The following is a 16,002-nucleotide window of genomic DNA, read 5'->3' as shown; positions in this document are numbered from 1 at the left end:
TAACGACTCGGAGGCTTGCCCATGCTTATAAGAACTGCCGGTTTATTTACAACGCTACTTGTTAGCAGTGTATCGCTTGCCCAAGAGCTACCAATATCACCCTTTAAAGCCACGTATGCTTCTAAATGGGACGTTGGTGTGGCGCTAGATGGTGACGTGACGCGCTCGCTAACCAAAACTGAAGATGGACAATGGCACTTCGAAACCCAAGCAGCTGCGCTAGTGGCATCGATTAAAGAATCGAGCAAAGTAGCGGTAACTGAGCAACAAATCACACCCCTTGCGTATCGATACAAACGCAAGGTCTTGGGTAAGAAGCGCCTTGCTGAGCTGGACTTTGACTGGAGCGCCCTAGAGGTCAGCAACAACGTTGAGGGCAAGCCTTGGAAGATGGCCATCCCGGCGCTAACACAAGATAAACTGAGTTATCAGCTCCAGATGCGGCTTGATCTGATCAATAAAAAGCAAGGGCCCTTCACCTACCAAGTCGCCGATGGTGGCAAGCTGAAAACTTATCACTTCAGTATTCTTGATGCAGAGCGTGTCACAACCCCTGCCGGCGAGTATGAAACCGTTAAGGTTAAAATGGAAAGAGGCAAGAACTCAGACCGCATTACTTATATCTGGTTTGCCCCAACACTGGAGTATGCCATCGTCAAACTGGAGCAAACCGAGCCGGACGGTAAAAAGTATGCCCTGCAACTCAAATCTTTGGAAAAACTATAACGATGCAAGACTTTAACTGCCCTGCTCTTTACCAGTGGCTGCTAAACCAAGAACAACAAGATGACGATAACCGCCGCTTCTACTCTAGCTACCTTTTAGGCCATGTTAGCTTGGCTGAAGCCGAGTTCGAAGACAACCCAGCTGAGTGCTTTGAACTGCTCAACAGCAACGTGGATACAGCACTTGCCGAAGATCGCCTCAGCGACGAAGACCGGGCAGGCATTCGCGCACTCTTAAACGAAGGTTTAGTTGCACAAGCTCACTAGAAATGTTTGTGCAATGCAACAAACCGCGTTATACTTTGGTCAAATTTTCGACAACCAAGTAATAAACACGCTGGAGTGTTGTTATGAACCTAAATGGCATGAACTTTACAGGTAATGCTGCTGACGACCGCCGTATTGCAGCTGAGCTACAGGCAATGGGCGCTTTTGATGAGATGCAAGAGAAGCAATCACGCTTTGGTGAAGCTCTCGAGGCCGTAGGCCAGTTCATCACATGGATGCGCTGGAAAGGCGAAGTCGGTGTTTACGGCTGCCGTGTGGGCGCAGAATATGCCCGCCGCCAAGAAGCTCGCCAAATAGTGAGTTAAGCAGATAAAAAGGTGCCTCAAGGCACCTTTTTTGTTATTGTTCAAACACCATCCACTTCAATACCTAACGCCCTAGCGCGCTGTTTTATTGCCTTATTCAACATCCCCTCACGTAGCGTGCCACGCTCCACTGAAATGCGGATAATTTGCTCACACTGATCTCGCATTCGCTCGAGGATAGCGTTCCCTGTGATAGAGTGTTTCCAGTCCATCGTACTCTTACGGCTTTCAACATATTGCTGACTAAAGTTTTGCAGCGTCATGGGTGGATCAACATCAAACGACTGGTTTATCTTAGCGATGAAAATATCGGTCATCAGCATAGACGCCGTAGACTGGCGAAAGACGCTGCTTTGATCGATCCCCGGCCAGACCATTTTTAGCTGCTCCAGCCCCGCCGAATCCGCATCTTTCTGCATACGATGCAGCAGCGCGTAAACCCCATCATAAAAACCAGTACAACTTGCACCAATTTCAGATGCTTGTTTCATCTGCTGCAAACCCACAGCGGACTTCGCATCAGCGGCAGCACTCACACTTCCAAACATGGCCAAAATAGCAATACAACTACGTAATCGGTTGTTCATACCAAACCCTTTGAGCAAGACTACCGCTAGTTTAATGCGATAGGCACAAAGCCTACAATAGCCGTCTTGCTCAAAGGGGAATCACTACACCGCCATATCAACTTGATGCATGGCCTTAGCTTCACCCGATTCAGTCAGATACATACCCGATCGTGCAACACGAGCCTGCGTTTCGTTTGCATCATCTTTGATAGTGAAAGGCGTCTGCTGAGATCCTAGATAGATGGCCCCGACATCTCGATCTTTAAGCGAGGTAAGCTGATCAACATCAGCTGTTTTTTGCCAGATACCCAGACTGGAAAAGATATCATCTGCCTCGTCGATAAAACCATTTTGGTCATCATCATAAGCTGCCAAATCCTGGAAGCCGTTGCCACTCAATCCGCCAAAAAGCTCACTGCCATCATTGATCGTTCCATCACCATTGCGGTCATAGGCCAACCAACCATCATTACCCGTTAAATAGTGGAGCCAATCGCTCTCACCATCAGCATCGATATCAAACTCAAAACGCTTATCATCAAGCTCGACACCATCTCCGTCAAACGCCAACATCAACGGGTCCTTAAACTCGATTTCACGCGTTTCACGATAGGTGCTGCTGGATTCGTACGAACGGGACATCGACACCGATAATCCGACTGCAAGCTCGCGCCCATCTGCCGTTTGGATGACACCTCCGGCTTGGAATTGAGACGACTCATGCTCCTGATAAACTTGAGTCACACCCACCTCCATCGACACCTTAAACGAGACACCCAGCCCGCGCGTCGCTTCAGAAAATTGCACCCGACCATTTTCATCATTGACGACACCACCGGTATCTCCAGCATCCGCATCTGGCAATTCCGTACTAGGGATCTCCTTTCCCGTTAACGCTTTATACAGCGCCGCAAACAGCTTCGATGCTGTATTTTGCTCAGCCAAGGTTGTGTTCTGCTCATCCGCTGTGGTTTCACGAAACTTATAGCCCTCGTCAGTCAACACCAGCAAAGATGGAACGGTTCGTGGTTCAGCGTTTTCTGCTGAGCCTGCCTGAGCAAACATCAGATCAAACAGACTTGCCTGCCCTTCGACAACCTCATGCGTTGCTGCGCTGAAATGATGTTCCGAGGACATCTGAATATTAGATTGTTTAATAATCATATATTTCTCCAAGAAGCGGCAAGACAAGATAGATAGCAGGCAAATGCCTGCCGCTCTATCGTGTGTATACCTTCATTCTCCCTTGAACTAACTGCGCCCACACTCCTCCAAAGCGACTGACTCAATGCCCAGCATTTGGCGCTTTAAGCCTCAGCCACACAGAGCTTTGCGAAATCACAGCTCGCTAATGATTGCAAAAAGCCGGATAAATTTAGCCGACTATTGCAACCCAACAACGAAAGAAGCAAGATGCACGCCTACACTGGCACTTCTCTTCAATGAGATAATAAAGGAGAATCATGGGACCACTATTTGTTCGCCTAGCGCTACTGACTGGCATGGCACTATTGGCCGGATGCAGTGGCAAAGTTGCACCACCTCCCTCTCCCGGATTAGGTCCTGCAGTGTGCTGGGATAACCTGCGTGGGTGGAATACAGATAACCTCATCGAAGCGAAACAAGCCCTAGAGCATCAGTGCCCACGATTAGCCAAGAAATCAGAACACTGGAAAACCGCTTGCGACGCACTAACCAGTGGCCAAATTGACACCAACAACGCCTTAAGCGCGCTTTTAAAACAGCACTTTCAACCCCACACGCTGATTGGCTTACAAGGCAAGAATGAGGGCCTTATTACAGGCTATTACGAACCCACTCTGAGAGGGAGTTTTAATCGTGATACAACATACCACTACCCTCTCTATAAACGCCCAGAACAGATGCTCACGATCGATTTTGGCGACCGACTGCCGGAGCTGAAGAAGCAGCGCTTAAGGGGCCGTATTGAGAACAACCGAGTGGTTCCTTTTTACAGCCGCCAAGAGATCGACTCCTCCAAGCAGCCACTAAAAGGGGAAGAGCTACTCTGGATCGATGACCCTAACGCAGCATTTTTCTTGCATATTCAAGGCTCAGGCCGAGTTGAATTACCGGATGGCTCGTTGGTGGGCGTCGGCTATGCCGATCAAAATGGACAACCTTACTACGCTATTGGCAAAGCGCTGGTAAAACGCGGCTACATTGATGCTGCAGATATATCATTGCAAAGTATTCGCGCGTGGTTAGAGAGCAACCCTGCAAAAGCCGATGAGATTAAAAACCTTAACCCTAGCTATATTTTCTTTACATTAAGACACGACATGGAAAATGGGCCGCGTGGCTCGCTTAATGTCCCACTTACGCCAGAACGGAGTATTGCGGTCGATCGCAGTATCATCCCGCTAGGAACGCCCGTTTGGGTCGACACCGAGCTGCCAAAGAGCAAACAGCCGTATCAACGACTCATGATTGCTCAAGACACCGGCGGCGCCATCAAAGGTCCAGTGCGAGCCGATGTCTTCTTTGGCAGAGGTGAACGCGCCGAGCAACTGGCAGGACATATGAAGCAACGCGGGCAACTGTACGCCTTAATTCCAAAACAGATAACAAACAATACAGCAGACCTCAGCTGTAACTAAGGAAACCCAATCTATGCTGCGCCTTCCAAAATCGCTGACACCTCTCTTGCTGATTGTCTGCACCACAAGCCTGATCTTAACCGGCTGCGGGGGCGGCGGTGGCGGAAGTGAGAGCACTACGGTCGTCAAAACCTGGTATCAGCCAAGCATCAATACCTCTTGGCATTGGCAATTGCTGGGCGACATCAATACAGATTACTCCGTCGAGCTTTACGATGTTGACCTCTTCAATACCTCAAGCGAGCAGATTGCAGCACTACAAGTTGCTGGAAAAAAAGTGATCTGTTACTTCTCGGCGGGCAGCCATGAAGCATGGCGTGAGGATGCAGCCCTCTTCCCTGAAGCAGCCATCGGCAGTGCACTGCCTGAATGGGACCGCGAACGCTGGTTGGATATTCGCTCAAGCGAGGTGCATCAGCTGATGCTAGCACGCCTTGATCTTGCGAAGAGCAAAGGCTGTGACGGGGTTGAGCCCGATAACACTGATGCCTATTTAAATGATCCTGGCTTTCCGATCAGCCGCGCCGACCAGATCGAGTACCATCGCTTTCTGGCTGAGCAAGCCCACGCACGCGACCTAGCGATTGGACTCAAGAACAACAGCGAGAACGCGGCTCAACTGGTTGACCTCTTTGACTTCACGGTAAACGAGCAGTGTTTTGAATACAATGAATGCGAAGCACTGAGCGTATTTATTGCTCAAGGTAAACCCGTGTTCAACGCAGAGTACAGCGCCAAGTACAAACAAAATACCACCGAGCGCAACTTGCTTTGCGCATCCGCAAATGCACTGCAGTTTCAAACGCTGATTCTTCCACTTGAATTGAACGATAGCTACCGAGATAGCTGCACGCTCTGATGGCTGGATACACCCTGCGCAGCTACCAAAAGGATGCGGTTGCTGCGACTTTAGCTCACTTTAGGAAACGCCCAGACCCCGCGGTTATAGTACTTCCGACCGGAGCAGGCAAAAGCCTTGTGATCGCAGAGCTCGCCCGTTTAGCAAAGGGCCGAGTGCTGGTACTCACGCACGTTAAAGAGCTCGTTGAGCAAAACCATGAGAAGTTCAGCGCTCTGGGCGAGCAAGCAGGGATCTTTTCAGCCGGTTTAAAGCGCAAAGATACGCAAGAGAAGGTTATCTTTGCGAGCATCCAGTCAGTCGCACGCAATCTCGATCGCTTCACGCAACCCTTTAGTATCGTTATCGTTGATGAGTGCCATCGGATTAGCAACGATGATGATAGCCAGTACCTCAAGACAGTGGCTCACTTAAAGGCGAGCAATCCAAACCTGCGCTTACTCGGCCTAACCGCAACCCCTTACCGTTTAGGTAGCGGCTGGATATACCAGTATCACCATCGCGGTTACGCACGCACTGTCGAGAGCCCCCCATTTGGGTACTGCATTTACGAACTACCGCTGCGCTACCTAATCAAGAAAGGCTACCTTACGCCACCACGCTTGGTTGATGCGACCACAGCTCACTATGACTTTTCATCACTGACCCCAAATAGTGATGGCCACTATGCCGAGAAGCCGCTAAATGAGCTGCTGGGACGCCACAAACGGGTCACTAAAGCGATTATTGAACAGCTTGTTACCTTAGCTGATGATCGAGCCGGCGTGATGATCTTTGCTGCTACGATTGAACATGCGCACGAGATCTTAGGCTACCTTCCGCAGGAGATAGCCGCTGTTGTCACCGGCGATACACCGACAGATATTCGCCAAGCAAACATCACGCGTTTTAAAGCGCGGGAGTTAAAGTACCTCGTCAATGTCTCCGTTCTAACAACCGGCTTTGATGCGCCTCATGTGGATCTTATCGCCATCCTAAGACCCACTGAGTCGGTCAGTCTCTATCAGCAAATTATAGGCCGCGGCCTGCGTCTAAACCCCAATAAAAACGATTGCCTCATCGTCGATTACACCGGCAACCAGATTGACCTCTTCCGCCCGGAAGTGGGCGAACCAAAACCCCACAAAGATGCCCAGCCCGTTCAGGTATTTTGCCCGCTATGCGAACATCCGAACCTCTTTTGGGGGAAGCTCGACGCTGACGGTGATCTTGTTGAGCATTATGGCCGCCGCTGTCAACGCATTACCGAAACCGACGCAGGGCCAGAGCGCTGCGAGTTTCGCTTTAGATTTAAATCCTGCCCGCAGTGTAATGCCGAAAACGATATTGCTGGCCGCCAGTGCCACCAATGTGGGCACCTACTGGTGGATCCTGATGATCAACTAAAGCGCGCCTTGAGCTTAAAAGACGCCCAAGTTTTGCGCTGCGCCGGGTTATCATTACAACAGCAGGATCAAAAGCTCGTCGTCACCTACCGCGGTGAGCAAGGCGAAAGCCTGAAAGAAACCTTCTGGTTCGACAATCCCGGCAGCTTAGAGCGGTTCAATAGCCTTTACGGACAACGGGTCGCACAAGGCACTCAGCCATTGCAGTTTAAATCGTGTGAAGAGGCGTTACGTTTTGAGCACGTACTGGTGAGCCCTGATTTTGTTATCGCACGAAAACAGGGAAAGTACATGAAGGTAACCGAACATATATTCGATTATGAAGGGCGCTACCGCAAAGCTAACCAGCAGTAGCGCTTTTTCTAAGCGCTAAATTACAGCGACAGCGAACGGTTGCTTGCCTTTAAGAACTCTTTCTTCAGATCTTCAAAGGTGTGGACAGCAGGAAACTGAGGGAACTCATCGATCACATTTTGCGGCGAGTGGAACAAAATACCCGACTCAGCTTGCGTCAACATGGTGGTATCGTTGTAGGAATCACCCGCAGCAATAACGCGATAGTTCAACAACTGGAACGCGCGCACAGATTGGCGCTTCGGATCACGCTGGCGCAGCGTGTAGTCTGTGATACGACCATTCTCATCAACTTCAAGCTTATGGCAAAGCAGTGTTGGGTAGCCCAATTGCTTCATCAGCGGCGCAGCAAATTCGTAAAAGGTATCCGATAGAATAACAACCTGGAAACGCTCACGCAGCCAATCGATAAACTCGCGTGCACCTTCTAGCGGAGACAAGCGACTGATCGTATCTTGAATCTGCGGCAATGTGAGGCCGTGCTCATCTAGAATACACAAGCGCTGCTTCATCAGAACGTCATAATCGGGAATATCACGGGTTGTTGCTTTTAGCTCTTCAATCCCTGTTTCTTCCGCAAAAGCGATCCAGATTTCGGGAATAAGTACACCTTCAAGGTCAAGACACGCCAGCTCCACAAGCTACTCCTATTAGCTGTTCAAAAAGAGCTGGCAATTTAGCGCGATAAACGGAACGATGCAATGCAGCATTCGTCGGGTTTAGTGGAACGGCAATTCCTGGTTGGCGAATAGCGCGTCGATCTCGTGACGATTACTACACGCCTGCACCTGCTTAACCACCTCTGGCGTCAGATGGGGCGCAAACTTTTGAATAAAATCGTACATGTAACCACGCAGGAAGGTGCCCTTCCTGAACCCAATACGCGTAGTGCTTTCTTCAAATAGGTGGCTAGCATCCAAACACACGAGATCTTTATCCAACTCTTGGTCATATGCCATTGTCGCGACAATACCAACACCAAGACCTAACCGAACATAAGACTTAATCACATCCGAATCCACAGCCGTGAAGACCACTTTAGGCTCTAGCCCCTCACGGTTGAACGCATCATCAAGCTTAGAGCGGCCTGTGAAACCAAAAACATACGTCACAATTGGGTGTTCTGCGATATCTTGGAGTGTGAGCTTAGAAATTTGCGCAAGCGGATGGGCTTTTGGCACAACAACAGATCGATTCCAGCGGTAGCATGGCATCATGATCAGATCGCTAAAGTGCGAGATCGCCTCGGTTGCAATCGCAAAGTCCGCGGTACCATTTGCAGCCATCTCCGATATCTGAGTCGGCGTACCTTGGTGCATATGCAGAGAAACATCGGGATAAGCTTTCATAAAGGACGTTATCGTAGGCGGCAAAGCATAGCGAGCTTGCGTATGCGTAGTGGCAACATCTAAGCTACCAATTTTCTCATCGCTAAACTCTTGCGCCACCTGCTTGATACTCTCGACCTTTTGCAGAATTTCACCCGCGATCTCAAGTATAGATTCCCCGGCGGGTGTAACTCGCGTTAGGTGCTTGCCACTACGTGCAAACACCTCTACGCCGAGCTCATCTTCTAGCAGCCGGATTTGCTTACTGATACCAGGCTGTGAGGTATATAAACTTTGCGCGGTGGCAGACACGTTCAAATCATGGCGCGCAACTTCCCAAATGTAGCGCAGCTGCTGGAGCTTCATAGCAATACCTTACCTGTTTAACCGATATCAATAACATTGCATAATACAGGGTATTATATAACTGTAAAGAATAAAAAAACCGACCAAATACAAATGCTGTTATATCTTGGCATTGAGGCGCCGAATCTCTTCATCCTGACCAATAATTCGCTTTTCAAGACTACTGGCACGCGCCTGAGCACGAATAAGCTCGTCGTCTTTATCCTTCAAACTGTTGCGAATCACGTTCTCGCGGCGGCTCCAATCGCTGGTCGCATGCAAGTACTTCTGATTAAGACGCTTGATCTCGGTTTCAAGCTCCTGAATACGATCTTGAAGCCGCTTAGTTTTGTTGGTTTCGCTCAATAATGAGGCGTTTACCTTGGCAAGCTCTCGACTCTGATTACCGGCGTCATGCTTGAACTGCTTCAGCTCATCCTCTTGACTACGTAGCTGGGTGACCTGCGTTTCTAGCTTAACGTCACGTTTAGCGATTTCACCCTTCAAATCATGAATGTCTTTGGTTAGGGCAGACTCTTTTTTGCCCACCTCGTCGCGCAGCTTCTCCAGCGCATTTTTATAGTAGCGGACATCCACCTCCGCTTTACTCACCGCCTCGAGCGTATGTCTTTGCTCATCCTTGATACGCTGATCAAAGGTGCGCTTGGTATCTTCGTGTGTTTTGCGCAGGTGATTTAATTCATGCTCTAAGTTGGAACGAATCTGCTCCTCCTGCTTCAGCATCGTAGTTTCGCTAGCGATACCTGCTTTTAATACCGAAACCTCAGCCTCAAGTGCTTTGTTTTGCGTGGTTAACTCATCTAAACGAGCACCCTGTTCACGTAAACGATTCTCTAACTCTTGGCGGCGCTGCTGCACCTCATTGAGGGTGTCATCCGATATTCTGCGGCTCTCCTCTTCATGGACGCCGACCTCCCGCTCACTGCGTTCAAAATGATGGCGCGCCTCGTCCACGGCCTGCTGCCAAATATGACTAACAGCAACTGTAATCACCTCTGGGACACCGGGTGACATACCATCATCCTGATCACTCATCCGCACTCGCGTGGGCAGCGCACTCTGCCATGCAGCAAAATCGATCACAACCTCATCTGTTTCCATTCCACAACGCTTTGCTACGCTCTCAACGCTGGGTAACTCACCCGAGCGGAGAATAGAGTCAGCACAATCAAAAATCTGTTGTTTCTTCATTTATCTACCTCTGAGGATCCCGTCTCAGTACTACTCGCTAAACCACTCAACGCAGCGCTTAACTCATCACTTAATGGCGCCGTCACACGCAAACGCTCGCCATCAGGCAGCGTCAAATTCAGCTCAGCTGCGTGCAAAAACAAACGACGCACGCCTTTGACCTTCATCGCCTTATTAACCGCTTCAACCCCATACTTGTCATCGCCGATGATTGGGTTGCCAGCAAACTGGCTGTGCACACGAATCTGATGCGTACGACCCGTTACAGGACGAGCCTCCACAAGCGTTGCTTGTGCAGCAAAGCGGCGTAGCACTTTAAAGCGCGTTACCGAAGGCTTACCTTCAGCATGCACCTTTACGATACGCTCACCCGATTTGAGTTCATTTTTTAGTAGCGGCGCATCCATGTGGTTATGACGCGACTCCCAGCGCCCAACGACCAATGCATGGTAAATTTTGTTGATCGTCTTGTTACGCAGACCCTCGTGCAAAAAGCGCAGCATGGAGCGCTTTTTAGCAATCATTATGCAACCCGACGTATCGCGGTCGAGGCGATGCACAAGCTCCAAGAAACGCTCATCCGGACGCATTTGACGAATCGCTTCAATCAAACCCAGTCCGATACCACTGCCACCATGTACCGCCAAACCCGATGGCTTATTAATGATCATGAGCGCCTTAGATTCATAAAGAACACTGCTCTCTAGCTCATTAAGCAAGCCTTGGCTCGCAACAGGTTTTTCGGTGACTTGAGCGGTACGTATCGGCGGGATACGCACTATATCGCCTCCTTGCACGCGCCCATCGGGTTTAATGCGTTTTTTGTTTACGCGCACTTCACCCTTTCGCAAGATGCGGTAGATCATGCTTTTTGGCACACCCTTTAACTGGGTACGAAGAAAGTTATCGATACGTTGACCGGACTGATCTTCATCCACTTCAACAAATCGAACCTTTTGATTTTCAACAGATTGAGTATTTTCGTGTTTATCTGACATTTAACGAGCTATGTTCCCAGTTGATGCTATAATGCGTAGCTGCTACATTGTAGCGCCGCTGTTGACCGTTGGCTCTAGCTATTTGCAGAAAAAACGGGTGTTGAGCCGTCGTGAGAAACTCCGAATTGTCGCTCCACCGATCATGCCACACAGCGGTTCGATGAAAATGAATAAATTTTGAAAGTGCCTACCCCACCATACTCTGCCGGGTCATGTTGGAGGTGGAGATGTGCTACAGCCTAGAACCTGCGCTCAAGAATAATCGCGTGCAGTTACAATCACTTAGAAGAAGAACATTGGCTGTTAGATTCCTCCACTGTGTATGCATTCATGCGCAGTCGCTATCATCTATAGCGTCTGGCACTTGTTAATTCGCATCAAAAAACTGACCGTGTAACAAAATCACCGGGGCTTTTGATTGGGTAGCAAGCACTTTCTGTAGACTGAGACCCCATTCAAAATGAAAAGAATGCTAATCAACGCAACTCAACCTGAAGAGTTGCGTGTTGCACTTGTAGATGGCCAGCGCCTCTATGATCTTGATATCGAATCCCAAAGCCGCGAACAGAAAAAAGCGAACATCTACAAAGGTAAAATTACCCGCGTAGAGCCTAGCCTTGAAGCGGCATTCGTTGATTACGGTGCAGAGCGTCACGGTTTCCTGCCACTTAAAGAGATCTCACGCGAATACTTCCACAAACAGCCTGATCGCGGCAGCCGCCCAAGCATCAAAGATGTTATCAAAGAAGGCACGGAAGTGATCGTACAGGTCGATAAAGAGGAGCGCGGCAATAAAGGCGCTGCACTAACCACCTTTGTCAGCCTGGCAGGCCGCTACCTCGTGTTGATGCCTAACAACCCACGTGCCGGTGGTATCTCCCGCCGTATCGAAGGTGAAGAGCGTAATCAGCTTAAGGCAGCACTGGATAGCGTAGAAGTACCTGACCGTATGGGCATCATCGTGCGTACAGCCGGTGTTGGCCGTTCTGGCCAAGAGCTACAGTGGGATTTGGACTACCTAAAAACGCTTTGGGACGCGATCAAAGAATCTAGCGATAAACCAGCACCTTTCCTGATCTACCAAGAAAGTAACGTTGTGATCCGCGCGATTCGCGACTACCTGCGTGCTGATATTGGCGAAGTACTGATCGACCATGAAGAGGTCTATAACCAGGCGCTTGGTTTCGTCCAGCAGGTTATGCCAACGTACGAGAGCAAGCTGAAGCTCTACAAAGAACAAACTCCGCTATTCAACCGTTTCCAGATCGAAAGCCAGATCGAAACGGCCTTCGAGCGTGAAGTTAAGCTGCCATCCGGTGGCTCGATTGTTATCGACCCTACTGAAGCACTGGTATCCATTGATATCAACTCCGCTCGCGCAACCCGTGGCGGCGATATCGAAGAGACCGCGTTGCAGACCAACCTTGAAGCCGCAGAAGAGATCGCGCGCCAATTGCGTTTGCGCGATATCGGTGGTCTGGTGGTTATCGACTTCATCGATATGAGCCCAATCAAGAATCAGCGCGCAGTCGAAGACCGCCTGATGAGCTCGCTGAAGCTAGACCGTGCCCGCGTACAGATGGGCCGCATCTCACGCTTTGGCCTGCTCGAAATGTCACGCCAACGCTTACGTCCATCGCTAACAGAATCTCGCGGCTCTGTATGTCCGCGCTGTAATGGCCAAGGCAGCATTCGTGATACTGAATCCCTCGCGCTCTCAATCATGCGTTTGATCGAAGAGGAATCAGCGAAAGATCGCACTGCGCAAATTCGTGCCATATTGCCCGTTACCGTTGCAACGTTCTTGCTTAACGAGAAACGTAGCGGCGTGCATGAGATCGAGCTACGCCACAATGTCCGTGTTGTGATTGTGCCAAATCCAAACATGGAAACACCTCACTACGAGGTTGTACGCCTGCGTGATGACCACACGATCACCACAACCAATGACGCAAGCTACACGCTGCAGCCTGAGCCAGAATCAGAGCCTGAAGAGATCCAAGCAAGTAAACCAAAGCCACGCGAAGTTGCCGCAGTTAAAGGCGTATCACCGAAAGCGCCTGCGCCTGTCCAAGCCGAAACGCCAGCAGAGCCTGCTCCGGTCGCTGCTACCGATGCAGGTAAGCCAGAAGGCCTACTCAGCCGTATTTTCTCGGCACTAAGCCTCTTCTTCAGTGGTGGTGCTGCCGCTGAGAAAGAAGAACCTGCACAAGAGGAGCAAAAGCCTCAGCGTAACGAGCGCAATGGCCGTAACGACAACCGCCGTGGTCGAAATAAGAGCCGCCGCAACAACGGTTCGCGTGACAACAACGATCGCCGCCGCTCATCTCGCTCGCAAGATGAGGTGATCACCGTTACCTCTGAGGAAGCGCCTCAGGCCGTTGGTACTGGAGATAACCAAAGCGAAGAGAAGCCAAACAAACGCCGCCGTCGCCGCACTCGTAATAAGTCTAACGACGATGCACAGACGCAAAAGGCAAGCGAAGAGCAGACGCAAGAGTCCTCGAACCGCGATGAAGAAAAGCAGGCCGAGAAGCCGCGCAGCCGCCAACGTGGTCGTCGCCGCAGAAACGGCGAGCGTAGCGCAAAACGTACATTGGTAGCTGATTCTGATGCGCTAATCGAGAGCAAAGCTGACAACACAACGCCAGAGTCAAAGCCTGAGCAGAAGCAAGAGCAGAAAGACGTTACGAAAGCTGAGCCTAAGCCGGCAGATTCCGCCCCTGAAGCACCAGTTCAAGAAACAACTGCTCAAGCAGAGCCAGCGCCAGTTGCTGCAGAGGCAGTACCGACTAATGAGGTCGTGACTGAAGATACAGCTGAGTCTAAAGCTGCGGATGCTGCGCCGCAGGCAGCGGAGCAAACGACAGCCGAAGCTGAGCCGCAGCCAGAAGCTGCTGAAAACGACGCTGATACTGCCGAGCAAGCAGAAACGCAGACAGCAACGGACGCTGCACCAGAACCTGCTGCAGAAGAGACGCAAGCCTCAACTGATGCAGTTGCGCAGGCGCAACCTGAGCCTCAGCCAGCAACGGAAGCCGCCGCACCTGCTGAAGCTGCCGAGGAGCAACCCGCTACTGAGGCAACTGAGACAGAAGCGCCAGCGGAATCAGTAGAGCAAGCCGAAGCGGATGATGCTCAAGCTGAAGCGACCGAAGAAGCGCCTCGCCGTCGCCGTCGCAGCCGCCGTGCAGCAAACGACCCACGCGAGAAGCGTCGCCAAGAGCAAGACTCGGCGCAGTAAGCTCGTTCACACCCAGCCAAGCACTCGCTGCTTGGCTGGGCTTCTCCGTTTTTAGACTCTTCCAACCCACGTGTATCTGGATGGAGTGACCACTCTATGACGCGTAAAGCATTCTTTATCTCCGATGGCACCGGCATCACCGCCGAAGCGTTAGGCAACAGCCTTCTCGCGCAGTTTGAAAATATCGAATTTGAAAAAGTCACGCTGCCCTACATCGACACCGTAGAAAAAGCGGAAAAAGTGGCTGCAGATATTTCAGCCGCCCACCACGAAGACGGCGAGCGCCCTATTCTGATCGACACCATCGTCAACGAAGAGATTAGACAGGTTTTAAGTAACACTGATGCTCTTAAGATCGATATCTTCTCTACATTTATTAAACCGATGGAGCGCGAGTTCGGCGTTGACTCCTCCTATTCCGTGGGCAAATCCCATGGCATTGTCGAGGCAACACGCTATAAAGAGCGGATCGATTCCGTTAACTTCGCTATCGACAACGACGACGGGGCTCGCACGAAACAGTACGATCAGGCGGATATCATTTTAGTGGGCGTATCGCGCTGCGGTAAAACGCCAACGTGCCTGTACATGGCGCTCCAGTTCGGTATCAAGGCAGCAAACTACCCCCTTACCGAAGAGGATCTTGAGAAGGAATCGCTTCCCGATTGCCTTAAGCCCTATGAAGATAAGCTCTACGGCCTGACAATTGATCCTTTCCAACTCGCAGCGATTCGCCATGAGCGCCGCCCTAACAGCCGCTATGCATCGCTAGATCAATGTGACGCCGAGGTCCGCTTTGTTGAGCGCATGCTGAAAAAACAAGGTATCGACTTTATCAATACCACGACCTTCTCAATCGAAGAGATCTCAACGCGCATCATGGCTGATCGAGGCCTAAAACGCCGTATTAGTTAATTAAGGGCTTTACCCAGCCCTTTTTTTGAACTATTTTTGACGAATCGTCATTTATAGCATCAAGAACCTATGTCACCAAGAACACTCGACGCAGACGCTTTCGACCAACGCGAGAACGATATTCTCGAATGCGCACTCAATTTCATTAGCCAAGAGGGCATCGCGGCGCTCACCATGGATAAGTTGGTCAAAGCGCTACCCTACTCAAAAGGCACGGTTTACAACCACTTCTCCGGCAAAGAGGACCTTCTGCTAGCACTTTGTAACCGCGGCATGAAGATATTGGCGGAGATGTTTGACCGGGCCGCCACCTTCGATGGCATTCCACGCGAACGCGCCCTTTGCATGTTTTTCGCTTACATGCTCTACGCCAAGTTAAGCCCGACGCAGTTCATGCTGGTCCTCACAGCAAAAACGGATAGTGTCACAGAAAAAGCATCAGTCGCGCGGCAAAATGAACATTTAGAGTTAGAGGGCAGATTGATCAAACCTGCGGTAGAGATCTTTGCAAGCGCCCAAGAGCGCGGCGAACTCAACCCACCAATCCCATTGACCCTACAACAGATTACGTTCATTTGCTGGAGCCAGTCTTTTGGGACCAATGCACTGCTCAATGCGGATACTGACCGCTGCAGTGCACGACAAGGTATGTTGATCGAAGAGGAAACCATGAACGGCATGCATATTCTGCTCGATGGTCTCAACTTCTCCCCCCGCTCCGACCAGCATGACTGGTCAGCACTGATCGAACGCATTAAGACCGATATTTTTCAAACCGAGATCCAACAACTGGCCCAAATGGGCGTGGTTTTGGCAATTTAACCGATAGCTCATCCTTGCCGAGCACCCAAGCA

General features: G+C 50.5%; 15 protein-coding genes. 9 read left to right on the top strand and 6 right to left on the bottom strand.

What is annotated here, in order from left to right:
* Window positions 1–21: 21 nt before the first annotated feature.
* From EOE65_RS03965 to EOE65_RS03955, 3 genes are all read left to right on the top strand, one after another.
* A complete protein-coding gene (locus EOE65_RS03965; protein ID WP_127692988.1) occupies window positions 22–726 on the top strand; it encodes a DUF3108 domain-containing protein in 705 nt (234 codons plus the stop codon).
* Between the two features lie 2 nt (window positions 727–728).
* A complete protein-coding gene (locus EOE65_RS03960; protein ID WP_127692987.1) occupies window positions 729–992 on the top strand; it encodes a YfcL family protein in 264 nt (87 codons plus the stop codon).
* A gap of 83 nt (window positions 993–1,075) precedes the next feature.
* Window positions 1,076–1,318 carry a hypothetical protein gene (locus EOE65_RS03955; RefSeq protein ID WP_127692986.1) on the top strand — a complete coding sequence of 81 codons (243 nt, stop codon included), beginning with the start codon at window positions 1,076–1,078 and terminating at the stop codon, window positions 1,316–1,318.
* 41 nt (window positions 1,319–1,359) lie between these two features.
* Here EOE65_RS03955 and EOE65_RS03950 read toward each other — a convergent pair whose 3' ends face one another.
* Together EOE65_RS03950 and EOE65_RS03945 are read right to left on the bottom strand one after the other, a co-directional pair.
* Window positions 1,360–1,905, bottom strand: coding sequence for a hypothetical protein (locus EOE65_RS03950; RefSeq protein ID WP_127692985.1), 546 nt, complete (start codon window positions 1,903–1,905; stop codon window positions 1,360–1,362).
* Window positions 1,906–1,989: 84 nt separating this feature from the next.
* Entirely contained in the window at window positions 1,990–3,051 is a 1,062-nt protein-coding gene (locus EOE65_RS03945; protein ID WP_127692984.1) for a hypothetical protein, read from the bottom strand.
* A gap of 299 nt (window positions 3,052–3,350) precedes the next feature.
* Between EOE65_RS03945 and mltA the strand changes: the two genes are divergently transcribed.
* Genes mltA through radD form a run of 3 tightly spaced genes read left to right on the top strand, consistent with a single transcriptional unit; the run spans window position 3,351 to window position 7,106 of the window.
* Window positions 3,351–4,508: a murein transglycosylase A gene (gene mltA, locus EOE65_RS03940; RefSeq protein ID WP_127692983.1), complete on the top strand. Its 1,158-nt coding sequence runs from the start codon at window positions 3,351–3,353 to the stop codon at window positions 4,506–4,508.
* Window positions 4,509–4,521: 13 nt separating this feature from the next.
* The gene (locus EOE65_RS03935) at window positions 4,522–5,367 is read left to right on the top strand and encodes an endo alpha-1,4 polygalactosaminidase (protein ID WP_127692982.1); all 846 of its coding nucleotides are present in this window, start codon (window positions 4,522–4,524) and stop codon (window positions 5,365–5,367) included.
* On the top strand, window positions 5,367–7,106 hold the full coding sequence (gene radD, locus EOE65_RS03930) for a DNA repair helicase RadD (RefSeq protein WP_206052599.1): 1,740 nt from the start codon (window positions 5,367–5,369) through the stop codon (window positions 7,104–7,106). Before EOE65_RS03935 ends, radD begins: the two co-directional genes overlap by 1 nt.
* A 20-nt stretch (window positions 7,107–7,126) precedes the next feature.
* On the opposite strand, the gene thrH is transcribed toward radD, so the two are convergent.
* The 4 genes from thrH to rluC all read right to left on the bottom strand — a co-directional run bounded on the left by thrH (window position 7,127) and on the right by rluC (window position 10,989).
* Complete coding sequence (gene thrH, locus EOE65_RS03925) at window positions 7,127–7,744, bottom strand: bifunctional phosphoserine phosphatase/homoserine phosphotransferase ThrH (protein WP_127692980.1); 618 nt, start codon at window positions 7,742–7,744, stop codon at window positions 7,127–7,129.
* Between the two features lie 81 nt (window positions 7,745–7,825).
* The gene (gene cysB, locus EOE65_RS03920) at window positions 7,826–8,800 is read right to left on the bottom strand and encodes an HTH-type transcriptional regulator CysB (RefSeq protein WP_127692979.1); all 975 of its coding nucleotides are present in this window, start codon (window positions 8,798–8,800) and stop codon (window positions 7,826–7,828) included.
* A 99-nt stretch (window positions 8,801–8,899) separates the two neighbouring features.
* Window positions 8,900–9,991: a DNA-binding protein gene (locus tag EOE65_RS03915; protein WP_127692978.1), complete on the bottom strand. Its 1,092-nt coding sequence runs from the start codon at window positions 9,989–9,991 to the stop codon at window positions 8,900–8,902.
* Window positions 9,988–10,989 carry a 23S rRNA pseudouridine(955/2504/2580) synthase RluC gene (gene rluC, locus EOE65_RS03910; RefSeq protein WP_127692977.1) on the bottom strand — a complete coding sequence of 334 codons (1,002 nt, stop codon included), beginning with the start codon at window positions 10,987–10,989 and terminating at the stop codon, window positions 9,988–9,990. Before rluC ends, EOE65_RS03915 begins: the two co-directional genes overlap by 4 nt.
* Before the next feature lie 460 nt (window positions 10,990–11,449).
* On the opposite strand from rluC, the gene rne reads away from it, so the two are divergent.
* The 3 genes from rne (at window position 11,450) to EOE65_RS03895 (ending at window position 15,970) form a co-directional block, all read left to right on the top strand.
* A complete protein-coding gene (gene rne / locus EOE65_RS03905) occupies window positions 11,450–14,233 on the top strand; it encodes a ribonuclease E (RefSeq protein WP_206052598.1) in 2,784 nt (927 codons plus the stop codon).
* A gap of 96 nt (window positions 14,234–14,329) precedes the next feature.
* Complete coding sequence (gene ppsR, locus EOE65_RS03900) at window positions 14,330–15,148, top strand: posphoenolpyruvate synthetase regulatory kinase/phosphorylase PpsR (RefSeq protein WP_127692976.1); 819 nt, start codon at window positions 14,330–14,332, stop codon at window positions 15,146–15,148.
* A gap of 69 nt (window positions 15,149–15,217) precedes the next feature.
* Entirely contained in the window at window positions 15,218–15,970 is a 753-nt protein-coding gene (locus EOE65_RS03895) for a TetR/AcrR family transcriptional regulator (protein WP_127692975.1), read from the top strand.
* Window positions 15,971–16,002: the final 32 nt, after the last annotated feature.

The sequence above is a fragment of the Neptunomonas marina genome (assembly GCF_004005935.1).
Taxonomy (GTDB): Bacteria; Pseudomonadota; Gammaproteobacteria; order Pseudomonadales; family Balneatricaceae; genus Neptunomonas; species Neptunomonas marina.
This window is presented reverse-complemented; position numbering and strand designations above follow the sequence as displayed.

Bases quoted from the DNA above. Each gene is read 5' to 3' on its own strand.
- EOE65_RS03955 (WP_127692986.1), top strand. From the start codon at position 1,076: ATGAACCTAAATGGCATGAACTTTACAGGTAATGCTGCTGACGACCGC.
- rluC (WP_127692977.1), bottom strand. From the start codon at position 10,989: ATGTCAGATAAACACGAAAATACTCAATCTGTTGAAAATCAAAAGGTT.
- EOE65_RS03935 (WP_127692982.1), top strand. From the start codon at position 4,522: ATGCTGCGCCTTCCAAAATCGCTGACACCTCTCTTGCTGATTGTCTGC.
- EOE65_RS03915 (WP_127692978.1), bottom strand. From the start codon at position 9,991: ATGAAGAAACAACAGATTTTTGATTGTGCTGACTCTATTCTCCGCTCG.
- EOE65_RS03895 (WP_127692975.1), top strand. From the start codon at position 15,218: ATGTCACCAAGAACACTCGACGCAGACGCTTTCGACCAACGCGAGAAC.
- cysB (WP_127692979.1), bottom strand. From the start codon at position 8,800: ATGAAGCTCCAGCAGCTGCGCTACATTTGGGAAGTTGCGCGCCATGAT.
- rne (WP_206052598.1), top strand. From the start codon at position 11,450: ATGAAAAGAATGCTAATCAACGCAACTCAACCTGAAGAGTTGCGTGTT.
- EOE65_RS03965 (WP_127692988.1), top strand. From the start codon at position 22: ATGCTTATAAGAACTGCCGGTTTATTTACAACGCTACTTGTTAGCAGT.
- mltA (WP_127692983.1), top strand. From the start codon at position 3,351: ATGGGACCACTATTTGTTCGCCTAGCGCTACTGACTGGCATGGCACTA.
- EOE65_RS03960 (WP_127692987.1), top strand. From the start codon at position 729: ATGCAAGACTTTAACTGCCCTGCTCTTTACCAGTGGCTGCTAAACCAA.
- ppsR (WP_127692976.1), top strand. From the start codon at position 14,330: ATGACGCGTAAAGCATTCTTTATCTCCGATGGCACCGGCATCACCGCC.
- radD (WP_206052599.1), top strand. From the start codon at position 5,367: ATGGCTGGATACACCCTGCGCAGCTACCAAAAGGATGCGGTTGCTGCG.
- EOE65_RS03950 (WP_127692985.1), bottom strand. From the start codon at position 1,905: ATGAACAACCGATTACGTAGTTGTATTGCTATTTTGGCCATGTTTGGA.
- EOE65_RS03945 (WP_127692984.1), bottom strand. From the start codon at position 3,051: ATGATTATTAAACAATCTAATATTCAGATGTCCTCGGAACATCATTTC.